Origin of the sequence: Shimia haliotis (assembly GCF_900114415.1) — a bacterium.
GTDB classification, from domain to species: domain Bacteria; phylum Pseudomonadota; class Alphaproteobacteria; order Rhodobacterales; family Rhodobacteraceae; genus Shimia; species Shimia haliotis.
Genome location: NZ_FOSZ01000002.1, coordinates 178,902 through 193,953, shown reverse-complemented (window position 1 = coordinate 193,953; position 15,052 = coordinate 178,902). Strand labels below are relative to the sequence as shown.

Annotated in this window: 13 protein-coding genes and 1 tRNA gene; 9 read left to right on the top strand and 5 right to left on the bottom strand. The window is 57.3% G+C overall.

Annotation, left to right across the window (positions count from 1 at the left end; translation table 11 throughout):
- The first annotated feature begins 136 nt into the window (after positions 1–136).
- Positions 137–226, top strand: a tRNA-Ser gene (locus BM069_RS06325).
- 314 nt (positions 227–540) lie between these two features.
- Here BM069_RS06325 and BM069_RS06320 read toward each other — a convergent pair.
- The gene (locus tag BM069_RS06320) at positions 541–1,242 is read right to left on the bottom strand and encodes a hypothetical protein (RefSeq protein ID WP_093321873.1); all 702 of its coding nucleotides are present in this window, start codon (positions 1,240–1,242) and stop codon (positions 541–543) included.
- 91 nt (positions 1,243–1,333) lie between these two features.
- Here BM069_RS06320 and BM069_RS06315 point away from each other — a divergent pair, with 91 nt between their 5' ends.
- The 5 genes from BM069_RS06315 to BM069_RS06295 all read left to right on the top strand — a co-directional run bounded on the left by BM069_RS06315 (position 1,334) and on the right by BM069_RS06295 (position 7,547).
- Positions 1,334–3,727, top strand: coding sequence for an ATP-binding protein (locus tag BM069_RS06315; protein WP_093321870.1), 2,394 nt, complete (start codon positions 1,334–1,336; stop codon positions 3,725–3,727).
- Positions 3,724–5,397 (top strand): DEAD/DEAH box helicase family protein, encoded by a 1,674-nt coding sequence (locus BM069_RS06310; protein ID WP_093321867.1) that lies wholly within the window; start codon positions 3,724–3,726, stop codon positions 5,395–5,397. Before BM069_RS06315 ends, BM069_RS06310 begins: the two co-directional genes overlap by 4 nt.
- A gap of 8 nt (positions 5,398–5,405) precedes the next feature.
- Complete coding sequence (locus BM069_RS06305) at positions 5,406–5,915, top strand: hypothetical protein (RefSeq protein WP_139216158.1); 510 nt, start codon at positions 5,406–5,408, stop codon at positions 5,913–5,915.
- Between the two features lie 61 nt (positions 5,916–5,976).
- On the top strand, positions 5,977–6,387 hold the full coding sequence (locus BM069_RS06300) for a very short patch repair endonuclease (protein ID WP_093321863.1): 411 nt from the start codon (positions 5,977–5,979) through the stop codon (positions 6,385–6,387).
- Positions 6,384–7,547, top strand: a complete 1,164-nt coding sequence (locus tag BM069_RS06295; RefSeq protein ID WP_093321860.1) for a DNA cytosine methyltransferase — start codon at positions 6,384–6,386, stop codon at positions 7,545–7,547. Before BM069_RS06300 ends, BM069_RS06295 begins: the two co-directional genes overlap by 4 nt.
- A gap of 36 nt (positions 7,548–7,583) precedes the next feature.
- On the opposite strand, the gene BM069_RS20195 is transcribed toward BM069_RS06295, so the two are convergent.
- The 4 genes from BM069_RS20195 to BM069_RS06275 all read right to left on the bottom strand — a co-directional run bounded on the left by BM069_RS20195 (position 7,584) and on the right by BM069_RS06275 (position 10,685).
- Positions 7,584–8,231 (bottom strand): Eco29kI family restriction endonuclease, encoded by a 648-nt coding sequence (locus BM069_RS20195; protein ID WP_425288671.1) that lies wholly within the window; start codon positions 8,229–8,231, stop codon positions 7,584–7,586.
- Between the two features lie 323 nt (positions 8,232–8,554).
- The gene (locus tag BM069_RS06285) at positions 8,555–8,929 is read right to left on the bottom strand and encodes a hypothetical protein (RefSeq protein WP_093321855.1); all 375 of its coding nucleotides are present in this window, start codon (positions 8,927–8,929) and stop codon (positions 8,555–8,557) included.
- On the bottom strand, positions 8,926–10,236 hold the full coding sequence (locus BM069_RS06280; protein WP_093321852.1) for a recombinase family protein: 1,311 nt from the start codon (positions 10,234–10,236) through the stop codon (positions 8,926–8,928). Before BM069_RS06280 ends, BM069_RS06285 begins: the two co-directional genes overlap by 4 nt.
- Positions 10,233–10,685, bottom strand: a complete 453-nt coding sequence (locus BM069_RS06275) for a DUF2924 domain-containing protein (RefSeq protein WP_093321849.1) — start codon at positions 10,683–10,685, stop codon at positions 10,233–10,235. The genes BM069_RS06280 and BM069_RS06275 overlap by 4 nt, the downstream gene beginning before the upstream one ends.
- Positions 10,686–11,022: 337 nt before the next feature.
- On the opposite strand from BM069_RS06275, the gene BM069_RS06265 reads away from it, so the two are divergent.
- The 3 genes from BM069_RS06265 to BM069_RS06255 all read left to right on the top strand — a co-directional run bounded on the left by BM069_RS06265 (position 11,023) and on the right by BM069_RS06255 (position 14,980).
- The gene (locus BM069_RS06265; protein WP_093321844.1) at positions 11,023–12,264 is read left to right on the top strand and encodes a hypothetical protein; all 1,242 of its coding nucleotides are present in this window, start codon (positions 11,023–11,025) and stop codon (positions 12,262–12,264) included.
- Entirely contained in the window at positions 12,224–13,174 is a 951-nt protein-coding gene (locus BM069_RS06260) for a hypothetical protein (RefSeq protein WP_093321841.1), read from the top strand. Before BM069_RS06265 ends, BM069_RS06260 begins: the two co-directional genes overlap by 41 nt.
- Positions 13,175–13,324: 150 nt before the next feature.
- Complete coding sequence (locus tag BM069_RS06255) at positions 13,325–14,980, top strand: DUF262 domain-containing protein (protein WP_093321837.1); 1,656 nt, start codon at positions 13,325–13,327, stop codon at positions 14,978–14,980.
- The last annotated feature ends 72 nt before the right edge of the window (positions 14,981–15,052 follow it).

The following is a 15,052-nucleotide window of genomic DNA, read 5'->3' as shown; positions in this document are numbered from 1 at the left end:
GCCGCCTGTTTCAGGCGGCCGTTTTCGTTGAGAATTTCGGCGCTGGATTGCCGGTGGCAGAAGTCTGCGAAAATTGTCGGATCGACTGGATTTTTGTGCTTGTCCTTCCTGTCAGAAGGCTGATACACGCGTCGGCGGAGACGTGGCCGAGTGGTCGAAGGCGCTCCCCTGCTAAGGGAGTATACCGGGAACGGTATCGAGGGTTCGAATCCCTTCGTCTCCGCCACTTGCCCCTGAGAAAAGTTTCTCCGCGACCGGCCACGGCCGGATTTTTCCGTTGTTTTCGAGGGTTATGCGGGTGGGGCTGAGCACCGGCCCCGGTGCAAAGAGGCCAGAAAGCGTTCTCTCCGGCCGATATTCTCCGGAGCTGTTGACTGCGCTGAATAGGTGAATTTACAACAAGCAATTGATAATAAATATTAAAAATTGATTTCAGAAGTGTTTTCGATCTTGGTCCCATCTGCTCAAAAGAGACTGGGACCGAACCGCTTTGGGGCGCCAGGTAAACGGCGCACGGAGCCACCTAAAGCATTGGTGGGGCTAGTCTTCCTGCTCAATGAGCGCTGATAACCGTGTCACGAAATAAGCGTTCACGTGTTCGATTGCCTCGTGGACAGGAAATTGGAAATGCTCGTCGAGATCGTCACCAGAGATCGCAAGTGGCGGTGGTAGCGATAGAAGGCCGTAGTAGAAGATGACGTGAGCATTGCTCGTCTCCGACGAAAGCCCAAGCCCGCGGCCGTAATCGGTGAGAAGCATCTGGGTACGGACGAGCTCTTCGTGAATAAGGCGCCGCTTTCCTCCATCGTATGAGCCGTTGCCGCGTTTGACATTGTAGGCGTTTAGGGAGCGACTTACCTCGTCGAATACCAAGATATCGACGCGCACGGAGCGTTCACGATCTCCGTACGGAAGGTGCACTTGCGACAAAGAGTCTAGCCGCTCCGCGATTCGGACCTCCCGGAGTGTGTCATGTGAAAGCTTGAAGTCGTCCTCTGTCCAAACGCGCAACCTTGCGCAGTCCTTAAGCCGCTCAAGTAGGGCCCTTTGAAGGATGGCGCCATGTCTTTTGTAGGCTGAGCTGATAATCGAGGTCGCACGGGAGTACTTTCTACCCGCGATGGGATCTTCCCGGAAGCGGGTTGCACCTAGCCTGTCGATCGTCTCGTCTACTGTCGGCCGCATGCGCTCGAGGTAGTCTTCGAGTTCCGAAGTCGTGGGAACTGGAGTACCTACAGTCAAATCTTCTTCCTTCGCTTGTGTTCAACCTGAGGCCTCCATATCGTACGGAGATATTGAATGAATATCCTGAGGTTAATGGGGAATCAGTGTAATGGCGAGCATCGATGCGAACGATCTGCGGCCAGCGAACGAATTCAATCTCGAGCCTGATCCGCGCGTATTGCCGATGCTTGGCGAGATCAACATCGATCAGTGGCGCTGCGTTGCAGAACTCGTCGACAACGCAGTTGACGGCTTTTTGAAAGAAGGACGTGCTGGAAACTCGGTCGCTGGTGCGAAGGTCGATGTCCACTTGCCGCAAGCGGACTCACCTGGAGCGACACTTCGGATCATCGACAATGGTCCCGGCATGACACCAGATATGCTGGAGCGCGCCGTACGCGCCGGTTGGTCAGGCAATAATCCAATCGATAGCCTTGGGCTGTTTGGCATGGGATTCAACATTGCCACGGCTCGTCTTGGTTCGGTTACCGAAGTTTGGACTACGCGTAAGGGTGAGCGTGAGTGGCATGGACTCCTGATCGATTTCGACAAGTTGCGTCTGCAGCGTCACTTTCGGACGCCGCGTTTGTCGCGCGCAAAGGCCGACCCCGATCAACATGGTACCGAGATTACGATCAAGCAACTCAAGCCAGAGCAAAGAAAATGGCTCGCAAAAAATGCGAACCAAACGGCAATACGCAAACGGCTCTCGCAAGCTTACTCTTCGATGCTTCGGCCGAACGGGATTCCAATCAGTTTCGAGCTCTATGTTAACCACAAGCGCGTTGAGGCGCGACGTCACTGCCTGTGGAATGAAGATCGGGTTGTTCCCGGGCCTGGCGGAACCAATGTTCCAGCAGTAATCAGCATCAATCATGAACTCGCAGCCCGGTTGTACTGCGTCAATTGCATGAGTTGGCTCGTAGATGCGGAAGTGGGCGGAACATGTCCGAATTGCGAGACGGCGAATTCTGTAGTCGAACGTAAACGCAAGGTTACGGGGTGGCTGGGAATTCAGAGATATCTCGACCAGTCCGAGTTCGGTATCGATTTTGTTCGCAATGGGCGAAAAATTGAGATTGGGAACAAAGATCTTTTTTCCTGGAGCGATGGGGAGAATGAAGAGCGGGAGTACCCGATTGACGATCAGCGAAACCGAGGCCGCATAGTTGGTGAGATCCACATCGATCATTGCCGGGTCAGCTATGCTAAGGATCGTTTTGATCGCGCTGACCCGACATGGGATGAAATGTATAGAGTCATCCGAGGAGAGGGACCGCTTCGACCTGAAAAAGCTAAAGACCTTGGGTATGGCCCAAATGATTCACCGCTCTTTCGACTATTCAAAGCGTTCCGACGGACGAGTCCTCATTCCAAGACTGCAGGCGCCTACGGACGAATTCTGATCGTCAAGGACAACGCTCGCGCCGTCGAAATGGTCAACGCCTTCCACGATGGCAATCCTGACTATCAGGACGACAGTAAATGGTGGGAGCTCGTTGAAGCCGCTGACCGTGAGTTGCTCTACGGTGCCGGCGGACGAGCAACTGGAGCCAAGGAACCATCATCTGGTGGCGATGGACAACTTCCGCCAGGCCTCCTCGGCGGTGTCACATCCGGCGGCGATACGCGTGATCCAGGCCCGGCAACGCCTCCCGAACCAGAGAAACCCGCAGCGCCGGAGCGCCGCGAAGCGCCGCTCCTTAGTCGACGGTATCACCATGCCGGCACTGGCATGAGATGGAATGTCATCGCATATGAGGTCGACGCCAAGGACCCCGATTTAGCGGGAGATGCGCCATGGGCCATGATTATGGGGGACGTGACGACCAAGACCCATCATTTTCTTTTCAATCCTGCACACAAAACCTTTGAGTCAATCACAATGACACCAAGGGACGCGCGCCTAGCGCATCTCGCTCACATGACTGCCGACCAGACTCGCAACTCTAGCCAAGTGCCCGACTTCGCTCAATTGTTCGCGGATTTCCGGGACACCTACGGGGAAGAGACGGCTCTTGACCTTAAGGCATTACCCAACAGTGCGACGTCGGTTCTAATTGACGTAGCTCGGTGTCTTGTTTCGGTTTGTCCTGAGGAGGAACGCGCTTCTCTCTTCAACGACTTAGGGGTGGATGAGCAGACTACGGTTATGCGCGCGTTGGCAGCAAAAAAAATCAAGCCTTCCGAGGCCACGGTGAATGGTAGTTTTCTTCTTTCTGGGCCACTCGAAATTATTCGGATTGCCGTTGAGAAACGACCGGACCTATGCTTCGATGGCAAGCTTTGGGATTCCCCTTACGCTGACCTCGATTACGGCGACCCGCAAATCACCGCCGAAGCACGCGCTGGTGTCTTGTCACGTTATCTTGCTCTGATTGACGACGCTGTTTGGCTCTCCAAGCAAGACAGCGGAGATCTTGCCAGCAGTTCACGGAGTGAGGTCATTCGGGCTGTAATGTCTCTGGAGCTATTGAAACCAGATGTTGAGATCTCTGCATGACGCACTTTCTTGACGACAGGCGACTCCTACGTGGCCCATGGCAAGCGTTTGAGCGCGATGTTGCAAGAATTTTGATGCATGCAGGCTTCGATGATGTGCGCGTTGTTGGCGGTTCGGGCGACAAAGGCGCAGATGTCGTTGGCGTGAAAAACGGTGAGATTTGGGTGGTGCAGTGCAAACACACCACGACCGCCCCGCCCACGAAGCATGCGGTCCAAGAAGTTGTCGACGCCGGAACATACTATGGCGCCAACCGTATGCTTCTGGCGACTTCACGCGCGGTCGGTGGTGGAGTCCTGGCCGAAATCGAACGTTTCCGCCGTATAGGGATCAATGTCGAATTGCTCGATCCAGCTCGTCTTGCGCACCTTGCTCAAGAAGTCCCTGAGTACGCTAAGTCAAGAAGGGATCTAAGGCCATATCAGCAAGAGGCAGTCGATAGATTTCGCGAAGGCCTCACGGACACGGGTCGCGCTCAAGTCGTGCTCGCAACGGGTTTAGGCAAGACCGTGGTAATGGCGGAAGTTGTTGCGGATCTTTACCGTGATGGCCTCATTCGCGAAAACCGGGTGCTCGTTCTCGCCGACAAACGTGAGCTCATTCGACAGCTACAATTCGGATTTTGGCATCAGCTCCCCAAGTGGGTTCCAACGCACATGCTTTCGGGCGATGAGACTCCATCTTTCTACGATGGAATCACTTTCGCGACGGTCCAAAGTATCATTGGACGTGTCGATGATCTGCCAAATTTCGGTTTGGTGCTTGTCGATGAGGCGCATCATATCGGATCCGCTAGTTTTCGGCGCGCGCTCGCTGCTCTTGAGCCACCTATGGTTGGTGGAGCAACGGCAACACCGTGGCGCGGCGACGGTTTCGACATCGATGAGCTATTGGGCAAGCCGCTTGTTCGGCTCGGTATCTCAGACGGCCTGAGGCAGAAGTACCTTTGCGAGGTCGATTATCGACTGCTGGCAGACAACGTCGACTGGGAGTTTGTACAGGAAATCTCTTCGCACAACTATTCGCTAAACCAACTGAACAAAAAGCTCTTGATGCCAACTCGCGACGATGAAGCGGCCAGGCACATTGTCGAGGCTTTCCGCAGCGAGAAGCGGCGGGGTGGGATTGTGTTCTCTCCAACGGTTGATCACGCTGAGAGTTTCGCGGGCACACTTCGTGGCTACGGATTGCGCGCTGAATCTATTTCGTCGAGGCAGGAAGCCCGCGAGCGCGATCGGCTAATGGCAATGTTCCGACGAGGGGATATCGATGTATTGTCCAGTGTCGATTTGTTTAACGAAGGCGTTGATGTGCCCGATGTTGATCTAATCGTCTTCATGCGCGCGACGCATAGCCGTCGCATCTTTGTCCAGCAGCTTGGCCGAGGGCTCCGCCTGAGTCACGGTAAAGACAAGGTAATCGTGATGGATTTCGTGACCGATCTGCGTCGAGTGGCGGAAGTGATCGAACTTGAAAAGGCCGCTGCAGGTCCTATCGAGCGGCTGCCTCTCGGACACAATCTCATCAATTTCCGCGACGCATCGGCAGGAAATTTCATGCTCGAATGGATGAAGGATCAGGCGGATTTGATTTTGCGCGAGGGTGACGCGCAGTTAGAAGTTCCGAAGTTTGAGTTTCCATCCGCGCCGCAGCCGGGAGGCGTGCAATGAGGGTGCCAGTGAGCGTTCGAGGCGAGATCAAGGAGCACCTGTGGGCAGAAGCTGATCGGCTCAATTGGTCGGCGCTCTCGGCTGCCGACAAGTCGCGGTACTACTCGGTGTGGACCGAGACGGAGAGTATTGGCGGAAGGCTGGGTCAGTACATGGACCCGCGAAAAGTTCGCGTTTATATCAAGGATACGCTCCTCAAGTCATACACTAGGGAGGCCTCAGCCAACCCCGCGCGCGTATTCCGGGTGCTCGGGATTGACGAGGGTGCAGAGGTCAGCGCGACTTTCATTAAACCGCACGGCTGCCTTCTCCCCGATGGGCGCCAGATCGCTTGGAGCAAGGCAGCTGACTGGAAGGCAACGTTGATGGCCCTGCATGAGCGCGCTTTCGAGAATAGCGAGCCTTTTGCAGTTGTGCTGACCGAATCTTCAGCAAAGTTCGGGATGGCAACCCAGCGCGCGGTCGTCGAAAGCGCGGCGGACAAAATTGGGATCAAGCACCTGATTTGGTTGGACTAACTAGTTTGAGTTTGACAGATTTGCGTGTCGGTCCTCTCTGCGCGCCAGCATTAGGTTGCCCATGGATACACTAACGCCAGAACAGCGAAGCGAGCGCATGAGCCGGGTCCGCGGCCGAGACACCAAGCCGGAGCTGCTGGTGCGCCGCCTGGTGCATGGTATGGGCTATCGTTACAGGCTTCATCGTCCTGACCTGCCCAGGAAGCCCGATCTGGTCTTTCCGGCTCGAAGAAAGGTAATCTTCGTACACGGCTGTTTTTGGCACCGACACCCAGATCCGGCGTGCCCGCTGGCGAGACTCCCGAAATCCAGACTGGACTTTTGGGGGCCGAAGCTGGAAACAAATAGGAAACGGGACGAGCGTAGTATCGTCCTGCTCGCAGAACTCGGTTGGGACGTCCTCGTAGTATGGGAATGCCAGACAAAAAATCGAGAGGAATTGCAGGCAAGGATCAGGGAGTTCCTGGGATGATGAGATCGGTCGAGCTGTTTGTGGGCGCTGGCGGACTTGGAATCGGCGTCAGCCAAGCAGGATTCCGTCCGGTAGCCGTCATGGACTGGGACCGATGGGCGTGCGACACTCTCCGCCAGAACAAAGATCGCGGTCTTGATCCAATTGCGCACTGGCCGATCCACGAGGGCGATGTGCGGCAGTTCGATTTTGGGACCGTAGGCGGCTCCGTCGACCTCGTTACGGGCGGACCGCCCTGCCAACCTTTTTCGATGGGCGGACGCCACCGCGCCTTTCTCGACAGTCGGGACATGTTCCCGCAGGCGATCCGTGCCGTGCGCGAGCTTCGACCTAGGGCTTTCATCTTCGAGAACGTGAAGGGGCTTACGCGCAGCAGTTTCGCGAATTACCTCGAGTACATTCGACTGCAGCTGACCTATCCCGATCTTGTTGCCAAGAGGGAAGAGGAATGGATGGCCCACCTCGTGCGTCTCGAGAACCATCATACCAAGGGGACCGAGAAGGGCCTGCACTATCGTGTGGTGATGCGGGTACTGAATTCGGCGAACTACGGTGTCCCCCAACGGCGAGAGCGCATCTTCCTCGTCGGGTTCCGTGCTGACACCGAGATCGAGTGGCACTTTCCGAAGCCGACCCATTCGCGGGACGCGCTGCTCTGGTCGCAATGGCGCGAGGAGGTCTATTGGGACCTGCACGGCGTCTCTCGCAAGAACAGGCCGGATGGTGGTGCGGCGCAGGCGCGGGCTTTGAAGATAGCTGAGCGGCCTCTGGACGAACCGTGGCTGACCGTGCGCGACGCGATCTCCGACCTTCCGGATCCGGAACATGCGTCCGGCACGGCGCTGGACTTTCATGACCACCGGTTTCAGCCCGGTGCACGCTCCTATCCCGGGCACACGGGAAGCCCACTGGATGAGCCGGGCAAGACACTGAAGGCGGGCGTGCACGGTGTTCCTGGAGGCGAGAACATGCTGCGCAGGCCGGATGGCTCGGTGCGCTATTTCACGATACGAGAGAGCGCTCGCCTACAGACCTTCCCCGACGACATGGTGTTCCACGGTTCGTGGACGGAGACGATGCGGCAGCTAGGCAACGCTGTCCCGTGCCAATTGGCTCGGATAGTCGCCACAGGCGTTCGAGACAAGCTCAGCGCGGCCTAGATCGATAGGGTTCGGGTTCGACGGCGTGACCTATTTTCAAGCTCGTGCTGCAATGAGGATGGCTGACCTTGCCCTCTCGAGCCGAGGGTCATTCTGCTTTCGCAGAACCTTTCTTGCCTGTTCCAAGATCTTAGATCGAATATCGTCTTCCTGCGATTGCGACAACCCGGGGGCACTGGGTCCATGTGCCAATCCTAACCAGTTTGGCGGCAGCTTCCCTGGGCGGCCTCCACCTGGTGCATTACTTCCAAAGCCCGCCCCATTCCAAATAGGGCTTAGGAACGTGATCAATCCCGCTTCAGCCATTGATACGTGAGCGTCGGGCAGCCCAAGGAACCTAAAAGAAAAGTCAGAAGTCTGAACTGGGATAGCTCCAGTAGAAAAACTGTCAATCTTCCGCTTGTGTGTTTGAAGCCGTTTCTTAACACTGTTTGACCCCGGCCCACTGCGAAAGTCTTGGAGCCCGTTAACGGTTGCGCTCTCTGCAGCCTTTCCAACATAAATCGGCAATATCCCGGCGCTGCTATTTAAGTGCTTGTAGAGCCGGTAAGGTTTGACGGCTCCTCGGTAGAATATTGCGTAGATACCACCGCTGTCGGATATTCCCTTGATATCGAACGGCGTGAGAGATCGCTCCTCCCGTCGGAAGAGTTCGCAAGCTATGCTTGCTGCCAAGTTGACCATATCTAGAGGGTCGTACAATTCTTTCAGCCCTTGCACCTCTGCCAAGGACGATTTGCAGAGAGAGCTTTGATCCTAGTTGATCATATGGGGCTGGTCCAGAAGCTGTCAGCGAAGACTTTTGTGAAGCATGAGATTTCTTTTGCCGGGCGGCTTGAAGTCAACGGTGCGTCACACACGTACCCGAAATTCAAGACGCTTCCTGGTGCGGAGTTCGCCACGAAGTAGAAAGCTTCTCCGCGTAGGGAGCACCCCACCCGTTTGACTTGTGGGAACCGATTTTTTTACGGGCGCGGTATTGGTCGATGCAAGGACAGCACCAGAAGTTAACGAAGCTGTCTGCTCCACTCAGCCGGAAATAGCTCCAGAACGCGTGCGAGCGTCAGCTCTGCGCTCTGCTGGCCGTCCAGAATCGCCTCGACGATGTCGGGTGCGAGCAGGGTCAGGCGTAGTACACGGGTCATGTAGGACGGCGCAATCCCCTCGTGTTCGGCCAGTTCTACCATTGTCGTGAATTCGCCGGATTCCAGCATCCGCTTCCAGCGAAACGCTCGCGCCAGCGCCTTGACCAGCGTGTTGTCGGTCCGCCGCGACTGCGGGGCGCCTTCTGGCAGCTGCATCTCCTTTCGCCCACCGCGCTTTACGATGCGGAATGGCACGTGCAGCGTCACGGTGTCCGGGATCGGCGTTCTGCTGGTCATGCAGCCGCCTCGATGCGGTCTGCAAGCATCTCGTGCGCAAGGCCACTGAGACCGTCGACGCGCAGCCGGACATTCAGGCCATCGGTGCCGACATCGACCCGCTGGACCAAAAGCGTCACGATGCGCGCCTGCTCGGCAGGGAAGAGTTCGTCCCACAGCGGATCAAGCTGCTGAAGGGCCCTGCGGGCGTCGGCTTCGGTGATGTCGTCGGCGTCGGCGTGCGCGGCCTTCCACGTGCCCGCCACGATCTCGGGTTGGCGGAAGACAGTGCGAAGCTGGTCGATGACTGCCGCTTCGATTTCTCCAGCGGGCACGCGGCCGACCGGGCACGTACCGGCGCCGTGCTTCAGAACTGTCTGACTGACATAGTACCGGTAGAGCTTACCGCCCTTGCGCGTGTGGGTTGGCGAGAACGCCGCTCCATCCGGACCGTAGAGCAGCCCTTTGAGCAGCGCGGGCATATCGGCTCGGGTGCGAGCGGCGCGCTTGCGGGGGCTTTCGGTCAGGATCGTGTGGACCTTGTCCCAGACGTCCCTGTCGATGATAGCATCGTGCTCGCCCGGATAGCTTTCGCCCTTGTGGACCGCCTCGCCGATATAGGCGCGGTTGTTCAGCATGCGGTAGAGATACTTCTTGTCGATCCGGTTCCCGCGGGGCGTTCGGATGCCGCGTTTAGCGACTTCTCGGGCCAGTTCCGTTCCCGAACCGATCTCGAGAAAGCGGGCGAAGATCCAGCGCACATGCTCCGCGCGCTCCTCGTCGATGAGCAGTTTGCGATTTTCAACGCGGTAGCCGAAAGGCGGCACCCCGCCCATCCACATACCCTTTTTGCGGCTGGCGGCGACCTTGTCGCGGATGCGTTCGGCGGTCACCTCGCGTTCGAACTGGGCGAAGCTGAGCAGGATGTTCAGCGTCAGCCGCCCCATCGACGTGGTGGTGTTGAACGACTGCGTCACTGAGACGAAGGTCACGCCGTTCCTGTCGAACACCTCCACCAACTTGGCGAAGTCGGCGAGCGAGCGGCTGAGGCGGTCGATCTTGTAGACGACCACCACGTCGACAAGCCCGTCCTCAATGTCCGCCGTTAGTCGCTGCAGTCCGGGGCGGTCCAGAGTACCGCCGGAAACTCCACCGTCGTCGTATTGATCGCGGACCAGTACCCAGCCCTCGGAGCGCTGGCTGGCGATATAGGCCTCGCAGGCCTCCCGTTGGGCGTGGAGTGAGTTGAACTCCTGCTCCAGCCCTTCCTCGGAGGATTTGCGCGTGTAGATCGCGCAGCGCAGTTTTCGAACAATCGGTTTGGTCATGCGCCCCTCCGATGGTTTTTCAGGCCAAAGAACACCCAGCCGTTCCAGCGTGTGCCGGTGATTGCGCGGGCAATGGAAGAGAGCGATTTGTAGGGGCGTCCCTGCCAGTCAAAACCGTCGGCGGTGACGGTGACGACGTGTTCGACGCCGTGCCATTCACGGATCAACCGCGTCCCGACGATGGGCGTCAGGTCAGCGCGGATGCGGCTCCTTTTGCGATCACCGCCATCGAGTTTCTCGCCAAGGGCTTCCAGACGTTTCACCGTCTCCGGCTTCAGACCACCATAGGCCAGCTCCTGGATGCGGTATGCGAGGCGGCTTTCGAGATAGCGGCGATTGAACGGCGGTGGCTCGCTGTCGAACAGCTCACGCCATTGTTTCTTCAAGTCTGGCGTCGATGTCGTCTTGAGCGCGGCCAGGCGGGCGGGAATGGGATCTTGTTTGGTCATGAGTTTCTCCGGTGAGTTGGAGTTGCATGACGCCATTCGTCGGCCGGATAGTGTAGGCTACTTTCTCCAATTTCGTCAGATACTTTTGCCCGATCTCGCATCCGCAATCGAACCAGCCCGAGAGCCAGCAGGCCGCATAGCTCGGCGCGGCGTTCTGCGGGCGTCATCTGGCAGGGTGGGAGTGGATTGGGTCGTTTCATACGGGCCTCGGAGCGGTTGTCTCTCTTGGCCTCTACTCATCAGCCTCGGGAACCGTCCCAACTGTTCACCCAACGGTTGCGGCCATTTGGGCGAGAACATATTATGAACATTCGTTTCATGGAAAAGGAGATTCGCGATGGCCGGCAATTTGAAAAAGTTCGTGAATCCTCGGTTCATTAAGACAATTGATTTGAGCCTGATGAAAGCATTTCTGGCCCGTCACGAAGGCAAATTCACCGATTTCTCCATCAATGTGCTCGATCAGGAAGAAGATGCGGCACGGGGCGCGCTACACGACCTCCTGACGGGGGCTGAGGACAGTTATCCAGAAGGTTTACGGGCCGATCTCCACCGTATCGCCGAACTGGGCGACAAACGCGGCCTCGAAGTTATTCAGACCCAGGCTGACCGTCAGGGCATCGATTTGTTCCCGGACATGAAAACAGGCGATGAGGATGCGCCTAACAAGGCACATGAGCCGAAGCACATCGCCGTTCGGGTGTTTCTGGAACATCCCGACCTATTCGACGCCGCTGCCGATCATATGGCGATGCTGGCCGCTGACCGACTGCATGAGTACGCCGGGAAGGAACGGGGCGTAGCGATCGACCTGACGCAGGAGAAAGTCGAGGCGTTCCGAAAGGCTGTCGCCGAGATGTTCCGCAACGCGTTCCTGGGAGATTACTGCCGGGTCGGCGATTACGCCGATGGCGACGAGATCAACCTGGTGGTCAGTCACGGCTCCATGGTCTCGACCATGCCGGTTGTCGAAGGCCTGCAGGAGCGGGTCATCAGCGTTCGGCAGATTGCTCATGCCGTTCTGCGCTATTCCGAGAACACCGGCATGCTCCGGCTCGCCCGGATCAGAAAAGCCCACCAACCGGAGATCGCCGAACTCTTCGCCGCGATTATCCTGGAGCGGCCGGGCTTTTTCGACGGTGATGATGCACAAGACCTCTACACGCTGCGACCGGTTGAACTCGCGGGCCCCGAATTCGCGTTTGATCACGCCTACGATCCCATGATTGACCGCGTCCTGATCATCGAGGCGGCGGCAGACCTGATGGTGCCTGGAAAGAAGGGATATCCGCGCGTGACGCGGACGCTGCGGTCGCGCGACCTTGGCGGCGAAGCGCTTCGGTATTTTGGTGGCACGCCGGTGTCGTTTGCAGGATCATGGCGCCTTGGTGAAATCGTCTTTCGGATCCTGTTCAAGGGCGATGGCAAGCGCCAACCGCAGGTGACCGTCAAACTGCGCCCGCCCGGCGTCGTGCAGTTCCGGCGCACCCAGCATGAGGCGCGGGTGATGACCTTGATCGAACGGAATGGGCTGACGAATGACCGAGACGATTTTGCAGTTATTGACGCGGCTGAGTGAGGCTGGCGACGACGCCTTTCTTTCGGGGTCTGTCGCAGAATCGCATTACGGATCCGAGTTTGACAGACTTTTGCGCAAGCGCGTCTTGGTCGAAGCAGCACCAATAAGCGATTGGGATGTCTGCGATCGCTGTGAATGCGGAATGATCTCGCGGCCAATTCGACAGAACGGCGATCAATACCAGGCCGATTGCCCGCTCGATCCTCGTGAGGACGTTGTCCTGAGTGCCGAGGATGTCCGGTCTTTCCGGATCAATCTCAACGGTCTTGCAAGAGAGATTTCCACTATGGCTGGCTTGCGAAGCCCAGCCGAAGCCGTCGCGGCAGGCCTCTGGAACCTCGGTGAAACGGAGGCTGGAAGGCTTGTTTTCCTGATCTTTCAGACGTCTGTTCTGAAACTGGATGGGCTTGTGCCGATTATTCGCAGGTCGTCTGGTTCAAGTCCTGCGACACTTATTGCGCCACAAGCACCGGCTGAGATAGCGGCCTATCTGATCGACGCCGGGATCCATGTCATTGGATCTGAAACTGTCTTAGCCGCGCCGCTATCAAGGTATCCCGCCAGCCAAGGCAGTTCGGTCCTCGATCCTCCATCAGAAGAAGCGGAGTTGGTCGTGCACGTGCAATCGGGCGCAATCGAATGGCGCAATTGCGTCATTTCCTTCCCCCACCAGCTTTTTCCGTCGCTTCGACGGCTGGTGGATAAAGCACGTTCAAGGGACTCGCTTGCCTCGAAGGCTTTTCTTGAGGACACAACCGGTCGGGCCGCGTCAGATCTTGTCCGGGAGATGCGCGATAAGATAGTGGAATGTGGCTTCTCGCAAGCCGAGGCAAAGGATTTGATCAGGACGGTGCATGGCAGAGGCTATCGACTGCAGGTCGATCCCTCGCGGATTACGATAATCGAGTAGCTGCAGGCAGCCGTTGCAGCGCGACCGCGACTAACCTCCGATGGATCCCCAAACCAACACTGCTTCCCGTCATCGCCGAAAAAGCCGCTGTCCTTCTCATTGGCGGCTGTAGTAGCATTGAGGAACAGGAATTTAACGTAGGAATTTCATATGGAAGCCCGCACGAAAACGGTCGAAGACTGGTTTGCAATGGTCCGCGAGGGGCTTCCGACGCTCCCGAGATTCCAGCGCTTTGAGGCGTGGCGACCAAACCAGATCGAAGGCGTTCTGGAGAATATCCTTCGTGTTCCGTCGCTGCCCATCGGCGCACTTCTGCTCCTGGAGGTGGGTGACAAGGAGCTTTTCCACTCACGGCCGCTCTCTGGAGCCCCGAGCCCAAAAGGCATGCCGCAAATGAACCTGCTTGATGGGCAGCAGCGCATGACAGCTCTGTGGCGGTCACTGATTGATGACTATGACGAGTTCACGGTCTTCGTTTCGTTGGAAAACGAAGAGCGCCCCGAAATTGAAATCGTGAAACGCTATATTTCCAAGTCTGGCAAACGCATGCCTCTTTGGGCTGACAATCCGGCCGAGTGTTTAGCGCGCAATTATTTCCCTGTTTCTATTCTTTGCCCTGGCTCCAAAGGTGAGCACGCGATGGACGAATGGACCGAGGCGGCGGAGACGGACAAGGCGACTGACAAAGCCATCATGCGTTTGCGCCAAAGGCTTGCCTCCTATCCCATTCCCTTCTTGTCGTTGCCTGTGACCACGGAACAGGAAACGGCGCTCGACGTCTTCATTAAGATGAACACGTCGGCATCGCCGCTGAAGGATTTCGACATCGTTGTTGCACAGCTCGAGGGTGCTGTCGGCGACTCGCTGCACGACATGATTACCGAACTCAACGAAAAGGTTCCCGCCGCCGCCGACTATGGAAAGGTAGAAGACGCGGCCTTGGCGATTGGGGCGTTGCTGAACGGCAAGCCACCATTAAAGCGCACTTATCTTGACCCAGCATTCGGCAGCGAGCTGGCCAATGTTTGGGATCAGGTTGTGGTTGGATTGAAGCGTGGCGTGTCGTTCTTGCGGGACGAAGCGATTTTCAATGAGCGTTTGCTGCCAACCGAGGTGATTGTCTACCTGACTGGTGCCCTATGGGCGCATGTTCCTGTCGACGGTGCGGATCAGGAGGGGCGCGCGCGAACGTTGATCAGGAAAGCAATCTGGCGCGCCAGCTTCACAGATCGCTATCTCAAGACAGCAACCACACGTGCCTTCGCCGACTACAAGGCGATCCAGGACATGATCGTAAATCCGGATTCAAGTGCCGCGCCGGATCTGTTTGATGAGGCCCAAAATCCGTTGCCTCCGGCCGCTGAGCTCATTCGCGGCGGCTGGCCGAGCCGCAAGGACCGGCTTGGGCGGGCAATCATTGCGGTCTCACTCTATGACGGCGGCTATGATTTCGCAGATGGGGCGAAAGCAACCGCAGACAACGTGCGCTTTCGCGAGTACCACCACGTCTACCCGCGTAGCCTTGTGCAGGATCAGTTCCCCGATCACGAGGTGAACTCCGCTCTGAATTGTGCGCTGATCTCTTGGAAGACCAATCGAAAGATCGCGGCCAAAAACCCCAAGCAGTATCTTGAGGAGCGCGGGCAGGATGCCAATGCCACTGAAGAACAGGTTCGGCACAGGCTCGAAAGCCATCGCGTGCCTTACGACGATCTGGTTGACGGTGATTTTCAGAAGTTCATCGAAACGCGCGCCGATCTGATCCACACGTCGATGCAGAAACTCTGCGAAGGCTCCGTCCCTTGAACTGATCGTGCGACGGTCCGGCTGGGATATTGGTAGGTTGTCGCGCTAGCGGCTCCCAGAAACCCACAGAAC